Annotated in this window: 19 protein-coding genes; 11 read left to right on the top strand and 8 right to left on the bottom strand. The window is 69.1% G+C overall.

Annotated elements, in window-relative coordinates:
- Positions 1-7: 7 nt before the first annotated feature.
- Both ACO227_RS14255 and rplQ read left to right on the top strand, forming a co-directional pair.
- A complete protein-coding gene (locus ACO227_RS14255) occupies positions 8-1,393 on the top strand; it encodes a hypothetical protein (RefSeq protein WP_423602543.1) in 1,386 nt (461 codons plus the stop codon).
- Between the two features lie 165 nt (positions 1,394-1,558).
- The gene (gene rplQ / locus ACO227_RS14260) at positions 1,559-1,981 is read left to right on the top strand and encodes a 50S ribosomal protein L17 (RefSeq protein WP_423602545.1); all 423 of its coding nucleotides are present in this window, start codon (positions 1,559-1,561) and stop codon (positions 1,979-1,981) included.
- Between the two features lie 70 nt (positions 1,982-2,051).
- Here the strand turns inward: rplQ and ACO227_RS14265 are convergent, their stop codons facing one another.
- Complete coding sequence (locus ACO227_RS14265) at positions 2,052-2,420, bottom strand: hypothetical protein (RefSeq protein ID WP_423602546.1); 369 nt, start codon at positions 2,418-2,420, stop codon at positions 2,052-2,054.
- Positions 2,421-2,811: 391 nt separating this feature from the next.
- Here ACO227_RS14265 and ACO227_RS14270 point away from each other — a divergent pair, with 391 nt between their 5' ends.
- Both ACO227_RS14270 and ACO227_RS14275 read left to right on the top strand, forming a co-directional pair.
- Positions 2,812-4,881 carry a prolyl oligopeptidase family serine peptidase gene (locus ACO227_RS14270; RefSeq protein WP_423602547.1) on the top strand — a complete coding sequence of 690 codons (2,070 nt, stop codon included), beginning with the start codon at positions 2,812-2,814 and terminating at the stop codon, positions 4,879-4,881.
- A 67-nt stretch (positions 4,882-4,948) separates the two neighbouring features.
- Positions 4,949-6,139 (top strand): dipeptidase, encoded by a 1,191-nt coding sequence (locus tag ACO227_RS14275; protein ID WP_423602549.1) that lies wholly within the window; start codon positions 4,949-4,951, stop codon positions 6,137-6,139.
- A gap of 229 nt (positions 6,140-6,368) precedes the next feature.
- Here ACO227_RS14275 and ACO227_RS14280 read toward each other — a convergent pair whose 3' ends face one another.
- Complete coding sequence (locus ACO227_RS14280; RefSeq protein WP_423602550.1) at positions 6,369-7,019, bottom strand: peptidylprolyl isomerase; 651 nt, start codon at positions 7,017-7,019, stop codon at positions 6,369-6,371.
- 176 nt (positions 7,020-7,195) lie between these two features.
- Between ACO227_RS14280 and trxB the strand changes: the two genes are divergently transcribed.
- Positions 7,196-8,167: a thioredoxin-disulfide reductase gene (trxB, locus tag ACO227_RS14285; protein ID WP_423602552.1), complete on the top strand. Its 972-nt coding sequence runs from the start codon at positions 7,196-7,198 to the stop codon at positions 8,165-8,167.
- Between the two features lie 33 nt (positions 8,168-8,200).
- Here the strand turns inward: trxB and ACO227_RS14290 are convergent, their stop codons facing one another.
- Genes ACO227_RS14290 through ACO227_RS14310 form a run of 5 tightly spaced genes read right to left on the bottom strand, consistent with a single transcriptional unit; the run spans position 8,201 to position 11,572 of the window.
- A complete protein-coding gene (locus ACO227_RS14290) occupies positions 8,201-8,923 on the bottom strand; it encodes an HXXEE domain-containing protein (protein ID WP_423602554.1) in 723 nt (240 codons plus the stop codon).
- A gap of 4 nt (positions 8,924-8,927) precedes the next feature.
- Positions 8,928-9,791 carry a 2-dehydropantoate 2-reductase gene (locus tag ACO227_RS14295; protein ID WP_423602556.1) on the bottom strand — a complete coding sequence of 288 codons (864 nt, stop codon included), beginning with the start codon at positions 9,789-9,791 and terminating at the stop codon, positions 8,928-8,930.
- A gap of 16 nt (positions 9,792-9,807) precedes the next feature.
- Positions 9,808-10,605: a hydrolase 1, exosortase A system-associated gene (locus ACO227_RS14300; protein WP_423602558.1), complete on the bottom strand. Its 798-nt coding sequence runs from the start codon at positions 10,603-10,605 to the stop codon at positions 9,808-9,810.
- The gene (locus ACO227_RS14305; RefSeq protein ID WP_423602559.1) at positions 10,593-11,252 is read right to left on the bottom strand and encodes a hypothetical protein; all 660 of its coding nucleotides are present in this window, start codon (positions 11,250-11,252) and stop codon (positions 10,593-10,595) included. The genes ACO227_RS14300 and ACO227_RS14305 overlap by 13 nt, the downstream gene beginning before the upstream one ends.
- Before the next feature lie 41 nt (positions 11,253-11,293).
- On the bottom strand, positions 11,294-11,572 hold the full coding sequence (locus ACO227_RS14310) for an acyl carrier protein (RefSeq protein WP_423602561.1): 279 nt from the start codon (positions 11,570-11,572) through the stop codon (positions 11,294-11,296).
- 114 nt (positions 11,573-11,686) lie between these two features.
- Here ACO227_RS14310 and ACO227_RS14315 point away from each other — a divergent pair, with 114 nt between their 5' ends.
- Together ACO227_RS14315 and ACO227_RS14320 are read left to right on the top strand one after the other, a co-directional pair.
- A complete protein-coding gene (locus ACO227_RS14315) occupies positions 11,687-13,198 on the top strand; it encodes an acyl-CoA ligase (AMP-forming), exosortase A system-associated (protein ID WP_423602563.1) in 1,512 nt (503 codons plus the stop codon).
- Complete coding sequence (locus ACO227_RS14320) at positions 13,195-14,418, top strand: pyridoxal-dependent decarboxylase, exosortase A system-associated (RefSeq protein ID WP_423602565.1); 1,224 nt, start codon at positions 13,195-13,197, stop codon at positions 14,416-14,418. Before ACO227_RS14315 ends, ACO227_RS14320 begins: the two co-directional genes overlap by 4 nt.
- Here ACO227_RS14320 and ACO227_RS14325 read toward each other — a convergent pair whose 3' ends face one another.
- Positions 14,419-14,856, bottom strand: coding sequence for a hypothetical protein (locus ACO227_RS14325; RefSeq protein WP_423602566.1), 438 nt, complete (start codon positions 14,854-14,856; stop codon positions 14,419-14,421).
- A 336-nt stretch (positions 14,857-15,192) separates the two neighbouring features.
- Here ACO227_RS14325 and ACO227_RS14330 point away from each other — a divergent pair, with 336 nt between their 5' ends.
- From ACO227_RS14330 to ACO227_RS14345, 4 genes are all read left to right on the top strand, one after another.
- The gene (locus ACO227_RS14330; RefSeq protein ID WP_265116008.1) at positions 15,193-15,837 is read left to right on the top strand and encodes an XrtA/PEP-CTERM system exopolysaccharide export protein; all 645 of its coding nucleotides are present in this window, start codon (positions 15,193-15,195) and stop codon (positions 15,835-15,837) included.
- Positions 15,838-15,850: 13 nt separating this feature from the next.
- Positions 15,851-17,368, top strand: coding sequence for an XrtA system polysaccharide chain length determinant (locus ACO227_RS14335; protein WP_423602567.1), 1,518 nt, complete (start codon positions 15,851-15,853; stop codon positions 17,366-17,368).
- 80 nt (positions 17,369-17,448) lie between these two features.
- Positions 17,449-18,399 carry an AAA family ATPase gene (locus ACO227_RS14340; RefSeq protein WP_423602569.1) on the top strand — a complete coding sequence of 317 codons (951 nt, stop codon included), beginning with the start codon at positions 17,449-17,451 and terminating at the stop codon, positions 18,397-18,399.
- Complete coding sequence (locus ACO227_RS14345; protein ID WP_423602570.1) at positions 18,396-19,985, top strand: hypothetical protein; 1,590 nt, start codon at positions 18,396-18,398, stop codon at positions 19,983-19,985. The genes ACO227_RS14340 and ACO227_RS14345 overlap by 4 nt, the downstream gene beginning before the upstream one ends.
- Positions 19,986-19,987 lie beyond the last annotated feature (2 nt).

Below are 19,987 nucleotides of genomic sequence, written 5' to 3' on the forward strand. Positions count from 1 at the left end.
ACCCAGTATGAGCATCGGCCCTATCAACTCAGCCGTGCGGACCGTCGGCGCGACGCTTACCGGGCTGCTTCCGACGCGCCAGCCCGAGCGGGCGCCGCCACCCCCGCCGCCCAACCCCGAGCCGGCCGGCCCCTCGCCGGGCGGCGGCACGGGCGTCAAGTTCGAGCTGGGCATCGTGCCGCAGCCCGGAACGACCGGTCCTGCGGTCACCATCGGCGCCGGCCGCGAGACGCAGCACGGCAACGTCACCTACACGGCGTCGGTCCGCGTGGGGCAAGGGACGACGGTGGGTGCCGAAGGCAAGCAGGCGTCGGGCGAGGCGACCGTGAGCGCCGGCAGCGTCGCCAATTTCGAGATCATCGCGCCCGAGGGCACCAGCGCGGAGCAACTCGCCGGCATCAATCCGTTCGACCCGCGCTCGCTGCCGCCGGGGGTGCAGGTGAAGGTCGACCTCGGCCAGTTCGTCGGCACGCAATATGAGGCGCAGGTGCGCCATGTGCTCGCGACGCAGAGCGTGCGCCTCGAGTCCGGGGTGACGATGCAGGTGCAGCGCAGCGCGGACGGCAACCAGGCGCAGGTCTCGGTCGGACCCTATCAGGCGGTCGAACGCGCGAGTGGCATGGGGCTCGACGCCGGGCCGGTCACCGCGCAGCTCGCGCGCGTCGATCAGCTGCGCACCAACTCGCTGTTCCAGCAGAAGCTCGACATCTCCGGGCCCGAGACGCGGGTGCTCGATACCCAGAACGTCACGACCCACGAATATGTCTCGTCGACCGGCATCCAGATCGGCGTCGGCCCGATCTCGGCCGAGCTCGGCATGCGCGAGAATTCGGGCGTCCAGACGATCACGCGCAACGCCGACGGGTCGATGACCGTCAGCGATACCTTCTACTACGACAATGCCGTGCCGGTGACGATCAACCGCAGCTTCAACGCCGACGGCACCGAGCGCGTGACCGACCGCACCTACAGCTACACGGTCAAGGTGACCGAGGATAACCGCCAGCTGCTGCACGCGGCGTTCGGCGGATCGGCGCGGACCGCGGTCGAGGACGGGCTCAAGCCCGGCACGACGTTGGTGCTGACCTACAACCAGTGCCAGATGGGCGCGATGCAGGCGCAGTTCGACCGCGCAGAGGAAACGTTCGGGCGCGATCCCTGGGGGACGCAGGGCTTCCGGGTCGCCGGGACCGACCCCGCGCTGAGCTTCGCGGTGGCGCTGTCGCGCAACGGCGCGTCGACTCGCAACGACTATGCGTTCGGCGAGATGCTGTTCGAGGTCGCGGATGCGGCCGACGGCAATCTCGAGGCGGGCGGCGAGTTCGTCGCGAACCCGGGCACCGCCTATATCATCGAGACGGGCCGGCCGCCCCAGGTCTATCGGCCGGAGTGAAGCCACGCGGGATTGACTTTTCCCGCGCCTTGGGCTTTGGGCATTTCCGACAGGGCGGGGCCTTCGGCTCCGCCCCTTTGTCTTTGGGTTATGGGTGGTGGCCCGGATGCATCACCTGGCCGGGCGTGCCTGATACGGCGTCCGGACGAACGAAGGACTGAAATCATGCGCCATAAGTACGGCGGCCGTAAGCTCCAGCGCACCTCGGCCCATCGCGCCGCGCTGTTCCGCAATATGTCGGCCGCGCTGATCAAGCACGAGCAGATCACCACCACCGTCGCCAAGGCGAAGGAGCTTCGCCCCTATGTCGAGAAGCTGGTGACGCTGGCCAAGAAGGGCGGCCTGTCGAACCGCCGTCTCGCCCATGCCCGCCTGCTCGACGACGCCCAGCTGGTGAAGCTGTTCGACGTGCTCGCCGCGCGCTACGCCGACCGCAACGGCGGCTATACCCGCATCATCAAGACCGGCCCGCGCGCTTCGGACGCGTCGCCGATGGCGATCATCGAGTTCGTCGACCGCGACGTCTCGGCCAAGGGCCAGGATTCGGGTCCGGTGATGACCGACGAGGATTTCGACGAAGCGGCCTGATCGGCGCTTCGCTCGCAAGAGAGAGGGGCGGTCGCAGCGATGCGGCCGCCCTTTCTGCATTCGCCCAACCTCACTCGCAGCGCCCGGTGAGCCCCTTGCCGGCGCGATACTGCACCTGCCGCGGCAGGAACTCGGGGAAGCGGCAGGCGAACCAGTGGATTCGCCGCGCGCCGCGAAAGATCGCCCGCGCCTCGCCATTGGCCTTGAGGTCGTAGCTGCCGACCTGGCCCCTGGCGCAGTCGAAGAACATTTGCGCCCCCCTCGCTGGCGGACCGACCACGCACATATAGGCGACGACGCGATGGCCGCAGCGGTTGCGCAGGATTCCGATGATCCCGCTGCCGCCGGGCGCCGGAGCGACGCAGGCGTTGGCGTTCGCGGGAGCGGTGGGCGTGGCCGGCAACAGCAACGGAGCGATCAGGGCGAACAGGCCGGCCATCCCGCCATCCTGCCCGATGACCGTCCCCGAAGCCAACGTTGCGGAGTCGAAAGAATAACTGCGCTTTGGCGCGGGCCGCGGCTTCCCATCTTCACGTCCGAGACGGGATTTCGAGGACGACATGAAGACGAACAGGCAATCCGGCACGAGTGGAGCGGTGGCGATCGGCTTCGCCACGCTGCCGCTCGTCGTCATGGGCTGGGCGAGCTACGTGACCTCGGTGGGGCCGTTCGCCTGACCGGACGACGCGAACGCTTGACCGCGCGCCGTGCGGCAATAGGGTGCGGCGCTTCCGTTTCAGGAGATACCAATGCGCCGCGCGCCGCTTCTCGCTCTCCCGCTGCTCTTTGCCGCCCCAATCGCTCATGCCAGCCCGGAGTCGCCGACCACGATGCCTGCCCCGATCGCCTATCCCGAGACCAAGCGCGACGCCGTGACCGAGGAGGTGTTCGGACAGAAGGTCGCCGATCCCTATCGCTGGCTCGAGAACGACGTGCGCAACGACAAGGAGGTCGCGGCCTGGGTCGAGGCGCAGAACCGCGTGACCGACGCCTATCTCGCGACGCTGCCGGGCCGCGACATCTTCAAGAACCGCATCAAGCAGCTGTTCGACTATGAGCGGTTCGGCGTGCCGACGCGCAAGGGCGGCCGCTATTTCTACAGCCACAATACCGGCCTGCAGAACCAGGCGGTGCTGTGGGTGCGCGACAGCCTCGACGGTGCCGGCCGCGTGCTGATCGATCCGAACACATGGGCCAAGGACGGCGCCACCGCGCTGTCGGAATGGGTGCCCTCGGAGGACGGCAAGCTGCTCGTCTACGGCATCCAGGACGGCGGGTCCGACTGGCGTACGGTCAAGGTGCTCGACGTCGCCACCGGCAAGACGCTGGACGACGAGGTCAAGTGGATCAAGTTCAGCAATCTCGCCTGGGCGAAGGACGGTTCGGGCTTCTACTACAGCCGCTTCCCGGAGCCCGCCGAGGGACAGGCGTTCCAGCAGCTCAACGAGAACCAGTCGGTCTATTTCCACAAGATCGGGACGCCGCAGAGCGCCGACACGCTGATCTACGCGACCCCCGAGACCCCCAAGCGCGGCCATTTCGCGCAGGTGACCGAGGACGGCAACTGGCTGGTCATCACCACCACCGAGGGCACCGATGACCGCTACGAGATCACGCTGCTCGACCTCAAGACCCCGGGCGCCAAGCCGCGCAAGCTGATCGCGGGGCTCGAGAACAACTGGACGCTCGCCGGCAATGTCGGCACCCGCTTCTTCTGGACCACCAACAAGGGCGCGCCGAAGATCAAGCTGGTGACGATGGACGTCGCGCAGGCGAACCCGGTCGCGACCGACCTGATCCCGGAGGACGCGGCGACGCTGGAAAGTGCGGGCATCGTCGGCGGGCAGTTGTTCGTCAGCTACATGGTCGATGCCAAGGACGAGATGCGCCGCTACTCGCTCGACGGCAAGCTGCTCGGCAAGGTGGCGACGCCGGGCATCGGCAGCGTCGCCGGCTTCAGCGGCGATCCCGACGCGAGCGAGGCCTTCTACGCCTTCACCAGCTTCAACATGCCGACCACCGTCTATCGCTACGACGTGAAGACCGGCGAAGCGAAAGCCTGGGCCCAGCCCAAGGTCGCGTTCGATCCGGCGAACTACAGCGTCGAGCAGCGCTTCTTCACCTCGAAGGACGGCACCAAGGTGCCGATGTTCATCGTCAAGCGGAAGGACGTGACCGGCCCGGCGCCGACCCTGTTGTGGGGCTATGGCGGGTTCAACGTCAGCTACGGCCCGGCCTTCTCGGCTTCGCGGCTCGCCTGGATGGAGCAGGGCGGGGTGTTCGTCCTCGCCAACATCCGCGGCGGCGGCGAATATGGCAAGGCGTGGCACGACGGCGGCCGCCTCGCCAACAAGCAGAATGTGTTCGACGATTTCATCGCGGCGGGCGAGTATCTGATCGCGCAGGGCATCACCAAGAAGGACGGTCTCGCCATCCAGGGCGGGTCGAACGGCGGCCTGCTGGTCGGTGCGGTGGTCAACCAGCGGCCCGACCTGTTCGCCGCGGCGCTGCCCGCGGTCGGCGTGATGGACATGCTGCGCTTCGACCGCTGGACCGCCGGCCGCTACTGGGTCGACGACTACGGCTATCCGTCGAAGGAAGCGGACTGGAAGGTGCTGCGCGCCTATTCGCCCTATCACAACATCGCCGCGGGCAAGGCCTATCCGGCGATCCTCGCCACCACCGCGGACACCGACGACCGCGTGGTCCCCGGCCACACCTTCAAATACACCGCGGCGTTGCAGGCGGCGGATATCGGCCCGAAGCCGCATCTCGTCCGCATCGAGACCCGCGCCGGCCATGGCACGGGCAAGCCGACCGACAAGGTGATCGAGGAGACCTCCGACCTCTGGGCGTTCGCCGCAAAGTGGACCGGGCTCGACGTCAAGCCGGTCGAGTGATCTCGCCCTTGCGCTGAGGGCGCCAGTCGATAGGGTCCGTCCACCCTTCCCGTGGACGGAGCCTTCGATGCGTCTGATCGGCCTGCCTTTTCTCGCTCTCGCCGTGGCGAGCTGCGCGCCCACCGTCGCCCAGCAGAACGAGCCGCTCCCGTCGCTGCACCAGCGGCTGATGACGCTCGACACGCATCTCGACACGCCGGTGTGGTTCTCCAACCCCCACTGGAAGTTCGGCGACCGCCATGACTGGCACACCGATCTCGCGCAGGTCGATCTCGGCCGGATGGAGACCGGCGCGCTCGATGGCGGGATGTTCGTGATCTACACCCGCCAGGGGCCGCTGACGCCGCAGGGCTTTGCCGACGCCAAGGCGTTCGCGTTCAAGCGGCTCGACGAGATCCACCGGACGATGGCCGCCTATCCCAGCCGGATCGAGCTGGTGGCGACCGCCGACCAGGCGGTGCGCGCCGACAAGGCCGGCCTCCGCTTCGCCTTCATCAGCATCGAGAACAGCTATCCGCTCGGCGAGGACCTTTCGCTGCTGCAGAAATTCTACGACGGCGGGGTGCGCATGGCGGGGCCGGTGCATTCCAAGGACAACCAGTTCGCGGATTCGGCGACTGGCTCGAACACCTGGAAGGGCCTGTCGCCGCTGGGGCGGAAATGGGTCGCGGAGATGAACCGGCTCGGCATGGTCATCGACGGCAGCCACTCGTCCGACGCGGCGTTCGACCAGCTGCTCGAGCTCAGCAAGGCGCCGATCATCCTGTCGCATTCGGGGCCCAAGGCGATGTGGGATCACAACCGCAACATCGACGACGACCGCATCCGCCGGCTCGCGGCGAAGGGCGGGGCGGTGTGCATGAACAGCGTGTTCCTGACCAAGATGGTCTATACCGACGAACGCAACCGGCTGTCGGACATGGCCGACAACATCGCCAGCCTCTCCGCGGCCGAGCAGGCCAAGCTGACCGCCGACATCCGCAAGCTCGACGCGACCGCACCGGTGCAGGACACCGACTTCGAGAATTTCATGCGCAACCTGCTCTACCTGCTCAAGGTCGCGGGCCCGGACCATGTCTGCATAGGCGCCGACTGGGACGGCGGCGGCGGGGTGCGCGGGTTCGAGGACATCACGGCATTGCCCAAGGTCACCGAACGGCTGCTCGCCGCCGGCTATTCGGAGGCCGACATCGCCAAGATCTGGTCGGGCAACGTGCTGCGCATCCTGCGCGCCGCGGACGCCGCCAAGGGCGGGTGAGCGGCGCGCGACTTGCGCACCGCACGACCGCGGAAGTTGACACAAGGTTTACACTATCGGCCCCGGTTTGGCTGGGCTTACGCTCTGCTGCCGGCGATGAGAAAGAGCGGGCGCGTAGCGCGCTAGAAAAGAACGTTTGCAGAACAAATCCAACATTGCAAGCGGTTCCTCCATCACCCCGGCACAAGGCCGGGGTGACGATCGGCGTGCGGGTGGATGACGGAGCGATCTACGGCACGCGGCGGACGCTCAGTATCTTCACCTTGGGCTCGAGCATCTGGCCCTTCATCACGCCCTCGCCCTTGGTGGGCGAGGTGGGGGCGTCGAGGATCTTCCAGATCACGTCCATCCCCTCGACCACCTTGCCGAACGCGGCATAGCCGAGATTGTCGCCGGGCGCCGACGGATTGGCGTCGAGCGAGGTCTGGTCGCCGACGCTGATCGTGAACTCGCCGCGCGCGGTGCCCGGCGCGAGGCGCGCGGTGGAGATCGCGCCGTTGACGTGGCGGACGCCCGTCTGGGTGGTCGGCTCGTGCTTGATCGGCGGCAGCGCGCGCTTGGGATTGCCCTCGATCCCGAACTGCACGAAGCCGAACTTGTCGGCGACCTTGACCGAGCGGTAGAAGGCGATGCCGTCGAGCCTTTTCTGGTCGGCATAGCGCAGGAAGTTGCGCGCGGTGATCGGCGCGCGCTCGGTCTCGAGCTCGAGCACGATACGGCCGAGGCTGGTCTCGACCGCCACCTTCTGCGTCGCGGGCTTGGGCGCGGGAGCAGCCGGGGTTGCCGGTGCGGGCGCCGGCGTCACCTGGGCGAAAGCGGCGGCGGGTGCCAGAAGGGCGCCAAAGAGCAAAGGGGCGAGCAGGGTGCGGCGGATCATCATCGCAGCAGCTTCGCGCAAGCCGGGGGCCGATACAAGATACGGGGCTTCAACCGGCTTTCGTCCACAACAGAATCGCTTTGCTGGCGCGCGGGCGGCCGCCACCCATGTTGCCTTTGGCGGCGCCGTCCCCCTAGATGCGGCGCCGCTACCCGTATTTGGGGCCAACAGGACTGACGATGACTGCCATTCACTCGACCCGCATGCTGATCCTCGGTTCCGGCCCGGCCGGCCTCAGCGCCGCCATCTATGGCGCGCGCGCGGGCCTCGCGCCGATCGTGGTGCAGGGCATCCAGCCCGGCGGGCAGCTGATGACCACCACCGATGTCGAGAATTATCCCGGCTTTCGCGAGGTGATCCAGGGCCCGTGGCTGATGCAGGAGATGCAGGCCCAGGCCGAGCATGTCGGCGCGCAGATGATGTACGACACGATCGTCGAGGTCGACCTGACCCAGCGGCCGTTCCGCATGGTCGGCGACGGCGGCACCGTCTATCTCGGCGACACGCTGGTGATCGCGACGGGCGCGCAGGCCAAGTGGCTGGGCCTCGACAGCGAGGAGGCGATGAAGGGCAAGGGCGCGAGCGCGTGCGCGACCTGCGACGGCTTCTTCTACCGCGGCAAGAAGGTGGCGGTGATCGGCGGCGGCAACACCGCGGTCGAGGAGGCTTTGTACCTCACCAACCACAGCCATGACGTCACGCTGATCCACCGCCGCGACACGCTGCGAGCCGAGAAGATCCTGCAGCAGCGGCTGTTCGCCAATCCCAAGATCAAGACCTTGTGGAACAAGGAAGTCGTCGAGTTCGTCGGCGGCGGCGACCCCGAGGGGCTGGTCGGCCTCAAGCTCAAGGACACGGTGACCGGCGAGCTCTCCGACATCGACGTCGAGGGCGGCTTCGTCGCGATCGGCCACCACCCGGCGACCGAGCTGTTCCGCGGGCATCTCAAGCTCGATGCCGACAGCTATATCGAGGTCGAGACCGGCACCACCCGCACCAGCGTGCCGGGCGTGTTCGCGTGCGGCGACGTGATGGACAAGGTCTACCGCCAGGCGATCACCGCGGCGGGGACGGGGTGCATGGCCGCGCTCGACGCCGAGCGCTTCCTCGCCGAGGCCGATTTCGAGGCGGTCGCCGAAGCGGCGGAGTGAGGGGTGGGTCCAGAGGGGCTCGGGTGACTCCGCTCAGGGTTCGTCATCACGATACGCGATGCGCACACCAAAATGCTCCGCGAACCATGGCGCGGCAAGTAACAAGGCAGCGTTCAGGCACTGAAGCGCAGCTGCTGCCGAGGCACCGATCGCTCCGGTCCTGAGCGCGAAGATCGACCCGGCCAAGACGGCGTGCGCCACCACGCCCAAGACGATAAGGAACGCCATGGCCTGGTAACTCAGGCCATGCTTGCCGAAGAGCGCATAACCGGCCCACGCCGCCAGCGGCACGAAAAGCAACGCGGCCGTAAACAGCCCCGGATTGTAGCTCCCGGTCGTCAGCGCGCCAACGATATGAACCGCCGCATTGGTGGAGATCACGCTGTAGAGCGTCAGTCCGATGAGCGGATGCCGCCGGCTGAGCAGCGCCGCGATCGGACCAACGAACCAGAACATTGGAACGTTGACCGCCGTGAAGAACATCGGCGGGACCGGGCAGTCCGGATACGGTCCGTGGCCGAAGTTGGCGCACATCGCCGCCGGGAACGCATAGATCTGACCATATGAGTCGATCGCATATTCTTCCGCGTTGTGCAGGAGGTAGATGGTGACCGCTGTCCATGACAGCCATGTGAGGTCCCGCCAACGCGATATGCTCGCGTCGCTGCGCAGCCTGTCGGTGCCGAACATAAGCACTAGCAGCACCAGCGCCGCGACAAGCCCGAACCATCCAAATGAAGTGTTGAACCAATCCATGGCGTCAACTCGCGCGGATGATCGCAGCAGCCATGCGGTTGAGCGGGGCATCAATGCCGTGGCGGGCGCCGAGGCGGACGATCACTTCGTTGCGCGCGTCGATCTCGGTCTCGCGGCCGGCGAGGCGGTCGGCGTGGATCGAGTTGATCGAGTCCGCCGGGCCGCTGCGATAGCCCTCGATCACGCGGTCGGCGACCTCGTCGTCCAGCGCAGCGCCTTCCGCGCGGCCGACCGCGATGCATTCGCTGACCAGCCCGCGCATCAGCTCCGCGATCTCGGGATCGTGGGCGATGCCAGCGGGCTTGAGCGTGAGCGCGCTGACGACGCCTGCGCAATTGATGGCGAGTTTGGCCCAGGCGGCGGTCAGCCAGTCGTCGGTCAGCCGCAGCTCGATCGGGGTGGCGGCGAACAGGGCGGCGAGGGCTTCGCCGGCCGGGCCGGCGGGGACGGTGAGGCTGCCGGTGCGGCGCTGGACGACCTCGCCGGGCGCGGTGCGTTCCGCGGGGATGTCGACGACCACGGGGACGATCCGGTCGGGGTCGAGCTGCGGGAAGCGCGCGAGATGCTCGACGCCGTTCTGGAGGATCGCGACGCGCGTGCCGTCCTGCACCAGCCGCTCGAGCCAGCGCGCCGCACCGGCGGCGTCATAGGTCTTGGTCGCGACGATCACCCAGTCGGCCGGCATGGCCATGGCCGGGTCGGTCAGCAGGGTGGGGCGACTCTCGAGATCGCCGGCCGGGGTCTGCACGCGCAGGCGCTCGAAGGGCGTGCGGGCGCACAAGGTGACGTCGAGCGCCGGATCGGCGATCAGCCAGGCCGCGACGGTCGCGCCGATTGCACCTGTGCCGACGACCGCGATCTTGGTCATGTCCGGGCTCCGAATATCAGGCCTTGAGCGCCGCCAGTACCCGCTGCGTCAGCCACGCCTTGTCGGCCGGGCGGGCGAAGCTGTGGCTGTCGGTGTCGCAGGTGTCGAGCGCGCAGCGGGCGCGGGCCGGGGCGAAGGGGTCGCTCTTCCAGTGATCGGCGAAGGCGAGGGCGGTATTGTCGCGCTGCGCCAGCAGGATGGTGACCGGCATTCGGGTGGCGTCCAGCGCGGCGGCGAGCCGGGCCGGAAGGCCCGCCGGCGCTTGAGAAGATTTGGCAGATGCTTTCACCAAGCCACTGACAAGCTTGCGTATGTTCACGCCGCCCGTGAACAGGCGGAGCAGCTCCCGCGGGTTCTTGAGCTTCTCGACATAGCGCGAGCGGATCGCGGCGGCGGGGGGCAGGTCGTCGGCCGCCTCGATCGTCCAGGGATTGGTGAGGACGAGCGCGTCGATGCCGATCTCGGCCTGGAACAGGATCAGCGCGCTGGCGGCGTCGCAATTGCCGAAGGCGACGAGGCGGGCGAGCTGCGGCGCTTCACGGCGAAAGGCCGCGGCGGCTTCGCGGATATCCTCAGCAGTGGACTCGAAGCCGTTGTTTTCGCCGGTGGAATCGCCGATGCCACGGCGATCGTAGCGGAACACCGGATGGCCCGCCGCCGCGACGTTCGCCGCCAGCTCGGCCATGCCGCGATGCGCGCCGATGCGGATCTCGTTGCCGCCCGAGACGATCAGCAGGCCGGTGGTGCCCGGCGCCTCGTCGAGCGTGGCGGCGAGGGTCTCGCCCGCGCATTGGAACGAGATCAGGCGGCGCATGTGGCGATCCATGCGGCGACGTCGTCGGCGACGCGCTCGGCGAAGGCGAGATCGTTGTCCGGCTCGGCGCGGCGCCAGAGCGGGCTGCCGGGGAGCTTGGCGTCGGCAGGCCTGGCCTCGGTTTCGAGACGGACGGTGCGGGCGACTGTTTCCGACGGCGTCGCGGTCGCGAGCTGGGCCATGAGCCTGGGGGCGATCAGGTTGCCGGCAAGCTCGACGGGCCCGGTTGCGGTGTCGATCCCGGCGGGATCGAAGGTCTCGCCCGCCTCGCGTGCCGACGCCTGGCGCGTGCGGATCAGCTCGCGGCGCAGATCGGCGCCGGTGACGGGGGAGAGATGATAATGGGCATCGACCCTGGCCTGCGTATCGACCAGCGCGCCGCTGCGGATGGCGAAGGTGAAGACGGGGCGGTCCCCGGCGGGCATGGCGGCCGCGGCGAAGGCGGTGCGCAGCATGTCGAGATCGGTTTCGTGCGTCGGCACCAAGCTCTCGCCTTGCCCGGGCAGGTCGGGCAGCAGGCCCGCGATGCCGTGCCCGGCCAGCGCGCGCAGGATCGTCACCGCGAAGGCGCGGGTGCGGTTGGCTTCCTCGAACAGCGGCAATGCGGCGACGACGACCGGGCCGGCGGCGGGGCCGAAGCGGAGCATCGCCTCGCGCCCGCCAGGCCAGTCGTAATGGCCGAACGCGATCAGGTCAGCGCCTTGGCGGCGGCGAAGCGGACCAGCGCGCCGAAGGTCTCGAGCATGTCGCCGTCGACCTCGTCATCCTCGATGATGATGCCGAGGCGGTCCTCGATCTCGGTGAGCACGCCGGCGACCGCCATCGAATCGAGCTCGGGCAGCGCGCCGAACAGCGGCGTCGCCTCGTCGAACGCCGCGGCGCGCTCGGCGCTGATGCCCAGCACGTCGCGCAGCACGCCCCGCACCGTTTCCTCGACCTCGTGAAATCCTTCCGGCTGCACCTGCATCCCCCTGATGTTTTGGCGCTGCGTTACCGTCTGGCGGCTGCGCTGCCAAGTGCTGCACCTGCTAACATGCGAAACCGCACTGTATCGTTAACCGATGCGGGCTAAGGAAACGCCATGGTTGAACTCGACCCGATCCCGCGCCCGATCGACGCGCTGCCCGGCATGGGAAATCCGGATGCCATTGCGCTGGAGGACCGTGCGGGCACGCTGAGCTATGCCGGGCTGGAGGCTGCTGTGGGGGCGCTGGCGCATTGGCTGGGCGCACAGGGGTTCGAGCCGGGCGCGCGCGTCGCCACCTGGCTGCCCAAGACGCGGATCGCCTGCCTGATGCCGCTTGCCGCTGCGCGCGCGAGGCTGGTGCATGTGCCGATCAATCCGGTGCTCAAGCGCGCGCAGGTGGCGCATATCCTGGCCGACAGCGGGGCCTCGCTGCTGCTGACTCAGCCGGCGCGGTCGATGACGCTGGAGAGTGGCGACCTGCCCGGCCGCTGCCGCATCGCGGGCGACGACGAGGCCGTGCTGGATGGCGAGGGGCTGCCGCCCTCGGGCGCCGATCCGCAGGCGCTGGCGGCAATCCTCTACACCTCCGGATCGACCGGGCGGCCCAAGGGGGTGATGCTGAGCCATGCCAATATGTGGCTCGGCGCGATCAGCGTCGCGCATTATCTCAAGATCGCGCCCGGCGACCGCGTGCTCGGGGTGCTGCCGCTGAGCTTCGACTATGGCCAGAACCAGCTCTTCTCGACTTGGGCCGGCGGGGGGCGGGTGATCCCGCTCGACTATCTGACCGCCAGGGACGTGATCAAGGCGGTCGAGCGGCATGACGTCACCACGATCGCGGGCGTGCCGCCTTTGTGGGTGCAGCTGCTCGACGCCGAATGGCCCGAGCTGGTCGCGCGCAGGCTCAGGCGGCTGACCAATTCGGGCGGCGCGCTGACCACGGGGCTGGTGCGCGGGTTGCGCGCCAAGTTCCCCAAAGCGGACCTCTATCCGATGTACGGGCTGACCGAGGCGTTCCGCTCGACCTATCTCGACCCGGCGCTGGTCGACGCCAATCCGGACTCGATGGGCCGCGCAATCCCCTTCGCCGAGATCATGGTGGTGCGGCCGGACGGCACGCGCGCCGATCCGGGCGAGCCGGGCGAGCTGGTGCATGCCGGGCCGCTGGTGGCGCAGGGCTATTGGCAGGATCCCGAGCGCACGGCGCAGCGCTTCAAGCCGGCGCCGGACTTCTCGCGATATGGCGGGATGGCGGTATTCTCCGGCGATACGGTGACCGAAGGGGCGGACGGGCTGCTGCGCTTCGTCGGGCGCGACGACGAGATGATCAAGTCCGCCGGCAACCGCATCAGCCCGACCGAGGTCGAGGAAGCGGTGCTCGCGGGCGGCGAGGCGCGCGAGGCGGCGGCGTTCGGGGTCAAGGACGAGCGGCTGGGGCAGGCGATCGTGGTGGTCGCGGTGGCGCGCGGCGAAGCGGCGCTGGCCGAGGCCGCGCTGCGCGAGCGGCTACGGCGCGAGCTGCCGAACTTCATGCAGCCCGCGCGCTACGAATGGCGCGAGAGCCTGCCGCGCAACGCCAATGGAAAGTTCGATCGTTCGGGCCTGAAGGCGGAGTTGACGTCATGAAGCCGATGGGGCCGATTCCCCCTTATTTCGCGGATCAGCGCGAGCTGACGATCGCCGGGAAGACCGCTTCGGCCTGGGTCGCCGAGGCCGGGTCGCCGCTGTTCGTCTATGACGTCGCTGTCGTGCGCGAGCGGCTGGCCAGGCTGCGCGCGGCGCTGCCCCCGGCGTGCGAGATCCATTTCGCGATCAAGGCCAATCCCTTGCCCGAATTCCTCGCGGCGGTGGCGCCGCTGGTCGGCGGGCTCGACGTCGCGTCGGGCGGCGAGCTGGCCAAGGCGCTGGCGGTCAAGGATGCGGCGCACATCAGCTTTGCCGGACCCGGCAAGCGGGATGGCGAGCTCGAGGCGGCAATCGCGGCGGGCGCGACGCTCAACCTCGAATCCGAGGGCGAGGCGGAGCGCGCGCTGGCGATCGGCGCGCGGCTGGGCATCGCGCCCAGGCTGGCGGTGCGGGTCAACCCGGACTTCGAGCTGCGCGGATCGGGGATGAAGATGGGCGGGCGGGCCTCGCCCTTCGGGGTCGATGCGGCGCGGGTGCCGGCGCTGGTCAAGCGCCTAGTCGAGGCAGGTGCGGACTGGCGCGGCTTCCACATCTTCGCCGGATCCCAGTCGCTCGACACCGCGGCGATCGTCGAGACCCAGGCGGCGACGGTGGCGCTGGCGGCGCGGCTGGCGGACGAGGCGGGCGCGCAGCCGCCGCTGGTCAATCTCGGCGGCGGGTTCGGCATTCCCTATTTCGCCGGGGACGTGCCGGTCGACGTCGAGGCGGTCGGCGCGGCGCTGGGCGACGCGCTGGCGGCGCGGCCGTCGGTGCTCGTCAACTCGGCCTTCGCGATCGAGCTCGGCCGCTGGATCGCGGGCGAGTGCGGCGTCTACCTGATGACCGTGATCGACCGGAAGACGAGCGGCGACGAGACCTTCCTGGTGTGCGACGGCGGGCTGCACCACCAGCTCGCCGCCTCGGGCAATTTCGGCACGGTGGTGCGGCGCAACTATCCGGTGGCGGTGGCGGGAAAACTGAGTTCGGAACCGAGCGAAACCGTCTCCATCGTGGGTCCGCTCTGCACCCCGCTCGACCGGCTCGCCGATCGCGTGGCGCTGCCCGAGGCGGCGCCGGGCGACGTCGTCGCGGTGTTCCTGGCGGGCGCGTATGGCGCGAGCGCGAGCCCGGCGGCGTTCCTGGGGCATGGCCCCGCGGCGGAGATCGTCGCCGGCGGCTGATCAGGCGGAGCGCAGGCCGATCCGCAGGAAGTCGCGGGGACGCGCGTCGCCCGCCGCCCCGCCGCCGAGCAGCGTGTCGCCCACGCGCCACGCATCCATGCCCATCGGCAGCAGCACGAGCTGGGCGAGCGCGGTGCACAACAGGCCCCACCAGGCCATGATCTCCTGCTCCTGGATCAGCGACAGCGCGTCGCAGGCGAGCATCGGGACGAACATCACCCAGGCGGCCAGGCACCATTCGTTGCGCAGATAGCGGCTGCCGATCACGAAGGCCGCGAGGTGCTGGCCGAGGTTGACCCAGGGCATCGGCATCCCGAGCCACCAGGCGAACTCGCCCGCCAGCCAGCTGAGCACGATGACGCGCGCCAGCGGGCTGAACGGCGCGACGAACAGGCCGGTCAGCAGGATACCGATATAGTAGAGGTGCCCCGGCCCCATTCGTGCCCCGGTTACCCCTGGGGTTTCTGGGGGCGGGTCGTGGGGGGCGGCGTCGGCGAAGGCGAGGGCGATGGCGCGGGCGGATAGCCGCCATGCTGTCCGCTGGAAGTCACTGGCGTGCGAATCTCGATCATGTGCCCATCTCCCGCTTCGGTACGGCGCCGTAATCGAATCGGCGCCGCGTCGCGGGCGATCATAACGCATGTCCCGGGCGAGTCGCGCGATCTTCTTTCCTAACGGTATCTTTACCTCTGACACCCCATAGCATCCGCGAATGTGCGTGGATTGCGGGGGCGGGACGCCGGTCCTCCGCGCGCGGTACGGAGGTTTGGGGCGATGCGTTTTCGGCATGGTGCGCGGGTTCTGACGGCGGCGTCGATCGCCGCGGTCGCGCTTTCGAGTTGCGCTGGGGGTGGCAGCCGCCCCGAACTGCCCGCCACCACCTTCGTCGCCAGCCGCGAGGGGCCGGGCGAGGAATATGTCATCGGCCCGCTCGACAGCCTGCAGATCTTCGTGTGGCGCAATCCCGAGCTGTCGGCCAAGGTCCAGGTGCGCCCCGACGGCCGCATCACCACGCCGCTGATCAGCGACATGCCCGCGGTCGGCAAGACCCCGGCGATGCTGGCGGACGACCTCAAGATCGCGCTCGGCGAGTATATCAAGGACCCGATCGTCTCGGTCATCGTCGAGAATTTCAGCGGCACCTACAGCCAGCAGATCCGCGTCGTCGGCGCGACCGAGAAGCCGGCGTCGATCCCGTATCGCGCCAACATGACGCTGCTCGACGCGATGATCGCGGTAGGCGGGCTCAACGAGTTCGCGGCGGGCAACCGCGCACGGCTGGTGCGCTTCGACAAGAATTCGGCACGCCAGCGCGAGTATCGCGTGCGCCTGTCCGACCTGCTCAAGAACGGGGATACGAGCGCGAACGTGCGGCTGGAGCCGGGCGACGTGATCATCATCCCCGAGAGCATGTTCTGAGGGGCCGCGGCTGATGGGGGGCCTTTGGGAAGAAGTCCGGACTGCAGTCCATGGCGTGTGGCAGCGGCGCTGGCTCGCCGCGGCGGTCGCCTGGGCGCTGTGCCTGCTCGGCTGGCTGGTCGTGTCGCAGATCCCGAACCAGTATGAGAGCCGCGCGCGCGTGTTCGTGCAGCTGCGCCAGATCCTGCCGGGCGAAGCCCTCGCCACGCAGCAGGAGCAGCAGAAGGACATCGACCGCGTGCGCCAGACGCTGGCCAGCGCGATCAACCTCGAAAAAGTGGTGCGCGGCACCGCGCTCGCCAACACCGTCGCGACCGATCGCGACGTGGCGGACCGCGTCGCCGGGCTGCAGCAGAAGATCAAGGTGACCGCGCAGCAGGACAATCTGTTCGAGATCACCGCCACCGCGAACAACGGCAAGCTGTCGCGCGACATCGTGCAGAAGCTGATCGACATCTTCGTCGAGGACAATCTCACGCAGGGCCGTGACGAGGCGAGCCAGTCGCTCACCTTCCTCGACCAGCAGCTCCAGCAGCGCCAGAAGGCGCTCCAGGAAGCCGAGGCCAAGCAAGCCGAGTTCCAGGCGCGCTATCTCGGCTCGCTGCCCGGCACCGGCTCGCTCACCGAGCGGCTGGCGGCGGCGCGCAGCCAGCTGGCGCAGGTCAATGCCGACCTTGCCGCGGCCCAGAGCGGGCTGGCGGCGGTCAACGGCCAGATGGCGGGGACGTCCGCCTCGGTCTCCGGTCCGGGCGGCGGCGCCGTCGCGGGGCCGGCGCGCGCGCGTGTTTCGGCTATTCAGGGACAGCTGGCCGAAGCCCGCGCGCGCGGATGGACCGACGCGCACCCCGACGTGATCGCGCTCAAGAGCCAGCTCTCGCAGGCGCAGGTCGCGGCGCGCGGCGAGCGGCCGGTCGCGGCGGCCGGGGGCGGCGCCAACGCCAACCCGCTCTATCTCAGCCTGCGCGCGATGCAGGCGGACAAGTCCGCGCAGGTCGCCGCGCTGACCAACCGCAAGGCGCAGATCGAGGCCGACATCAACGCGTTCGACCAGAAGATCGCGGGCGATCCCGCCGCGGCGCAGGAGCAGGCCGAGATCGACCGCAACTACCAGGTGCTCAAGACGCAGTACGACAAGCTGCTCGCCGACCGCGAGCAGGTGAAGCTGCGCAGCCAGGCGGCGAGCCAGACCGACGCGGTCAAGTTCAGCGTGATCGATCCGCCGGTGACTCCCGCGGCGCCGACCGCGCCCAACCGGTTGCTGCTGCTCACCGGCGTGCTGATCGTCGGGCTCGGCGGCGGCGTGGCGGCGGCGTTCGGCCTGAGCCAGCTCGCCGGGACCTTCCCGACCACCAAGCGGCTGGAGAAGGCGTCGGGCATGCCGGTGATCGGATCGGTCGGCGAAGTGGTGACCGCGGCGCAGACCGCGCTGCGCAGGAAGCGGCTGCAGATGTTCGCGGCGGCGATGGGCGGGCTCGTGTTCGCCTGGGTCGCATTGCTCGGGCTGGAAATCTTCCAGCGCGGCGTGGCGTGAGGGGCGAGACATGAACGACCAGAACTCCCCGCCGCTACCAGGGTTCGCTGCTCGAACGGGCAGCGGCGCGCTACGACCTGATGCACGAGCCGCGGGTGATCCCGGCGCTGCCGCAGGAGCCGAAGGCTGAACCGGCGCCGCAGCCGGAACCGCAGCAGCGCGTGCAGCCGCAGTCCGAACCGGCGGCGGCGCCCGTGCTCGACCTGGCCGAAGCGCCGCGTGTCGAGACGCCGGTGCCCGCACCGGTCGCCCCGCCCGCCGCCCCGGCCGCTCGCGTGCCGGGCGGGCGCCCGAGCATCGCGATCGACCGTGACAAGCTCGCCGAGGAGGGCATGCTCGTTCCCGGCGCGGCGGTGACCGCGCTCGCCGAGGAATTCCGGCTGATCAAGCGCCAGCTGCTCAACACCGCGCGCGCGATCCACGCCGCCGAGCCCGACAAGTCGCGCATGATCCTGGTCTGCTCGGCCAAGCCGAACGACGGCAAGACCTTCTGCGCGATCAACCTCGCGCTTTCGCTGGCGGCCGAGAAGGACGTCGAGATCCTGCTGGTCGACGCCGACTTCGCCAAGCCCGACGTGCTGCATCGCCTCGGCGCGCCCGAGGGACCGGGCCTGCTCGACGTGCTGGCCGGCCATGTCGACAGCGCCGAGGCGTGCATCCTCGACACCGATGTGCCGCAGCTTTCGGTGCTGCCCGCGGGCACGCGCACCAACGCCGATACCGAACTGCTCGCCAGCGCGCGTGCGCACGACGTGCTCGACGCGCTCGCCGCGGCCAATCCGAACCGCATCGTGATCTTCGATTCGCCGCCCGCGCTCGCCGCGTCGCCGGCCTCGGTGCTGGCCGGGCATGTCGGGCAGGTGATGCTCGTCGTGCGCGCCGACCGCACCAGCGAGAGCGACCTACGCGAAGCCGTCGGCTTGCTCGACGGGTGCGAGCAGATCCAGCTCGTGCTCAACAGCGTGTCGTTCCAGCCGGGCGGACGCCGCTTCGGCACCTATGGCGCCTATTACGGGGAGGGTGAGGCGTGAGGCTGATCGCCGCGGCGATCGCCGCCACCGTCATCGCCGGGCTTCCGGCCGCCGCGCAGGAGCGGCGCAAGTCGATCGAGCCCTATGTCGAGGCCGCGCAGGTGCTCGTCGCCGATTTCGACACCGACGAGGTGCTGACCTATACCAGCGTCGGCGTGGGCATCGACGCGTCGATCCAGACGCGCCGCGTCGAGGTGCAGCTCGCCTACAAATACGAGCATCGCTTCTCCTACAATCGCGACGTGGCCGATGGGGACACGCATAGCGGCCTCGCCCGCGCCGCGGTGCGCGTGACCCCGCACCTGACGCTCGAGGGCGGTGCGCTCGCCACGCGCACGCGCAGCGACATCCGTGGCGACGCGCCGGGCAACCTCGCGGGCAATGTCCGCAACGTCAGCCAGGTCTATTCGGCCTATGCCGGCCCGACCTTCCAGGCCGGCAACGGCCCGATCGACGTCAGCGCCGCCTATCGCTTCGGCTACACCAAGGTCGAGGAACCGGACATCTACGGCGTCGACCCGTCGCAGCCGCCGGTCGATCTCTACGATTCGGCGACCAGTCATCTCGCCCAGGTCACCGCCGGGGTGAAGGCGGGCACGGTGCTCCCTGTCGGCCTCAGCGTCGCGGGCGCGTGGCAGCGCGAGGAGATGAGCCAGCTCGACCAGACCTATGACGGCAAGTTCGCGCGCGTCGATGCGGTGCTGCCGGTGGGCGCGGGTCTCGCGGTGGTCGGCGGCGTCGGCTACGAGAAGATCGAGATCACCCAGAAGGATCCGCTGCGCGACGCCAATGGCGACATCGTGCGCGACGGCAACGGCCGCTTCGTCACCGATCCTGCCTCGCCGCCACGCATCGCCTATGACGTCGACGGCGTGTTCTGGGACGCGGGCGTGATCTACAAGCCGAGCTCGCGCCTGATGCTCGAGGCGCGCGTCGGCCGCCGCTACGAATCGATGAGCTATACCGGGTCACTGCAGTGGCAGATGTCGCGGCGCTCGGCGCTGCAGATCGGCGTCTACGACCATGTCGACAGCTTCGGCCGCCAGCTCCAGCGCGACCTCGCGGCGCTGCCGACCAGCTTCCGCACCCCGGTCGATCCGTTCGGCGACATCTACAATGGCTGCGTGTTCGGCGACACCGGCACCGCAGCGGGCGGGTGCCTGACCGACGCGCTGAGCTCGATCGCCAGCGCCAATTATCGCGCGCGCGGCGTGGTCGGCGTGCTGTCGATGAATGCCGGGCCGACGACGTTCGGCTTCGGCGCGGGCTATGCCAACCGCCGCTACATCGTGCCGGCCGGAACCTCGGTGCTGTCGGGCACGAGCGACGACACCTGGTACGCGCAGTTCTTCGCATCGCAGGCGCTGGACTCGGTGTCGAGCGTCAGCGGCAACGTCTACGCCAATTATTTCGAGAGCGGCATTCCGGGCGCCCCGGGCGTGTTCGGGGCTGGCGCCAACGGTTCATACTATCGTAGCTTCGGTGCGCTCAGCGCGATGGCGACGCTCGGTATCTCGACATTCGATATCGAAGGCGAGGGCAACACGTCTGCACAGGCGCTGCTCGGCCTGCGGTACGGCTTCTAACG

It is taken from the genome of Sphingomonas sp. MS122 (assembly GCF_049532975.1).
GTDB lineage: Bacteria > Pseudomonadota > Alphaproteobacteria > Sphingomonadales > Sphingomonadaceae > Sphingomonas.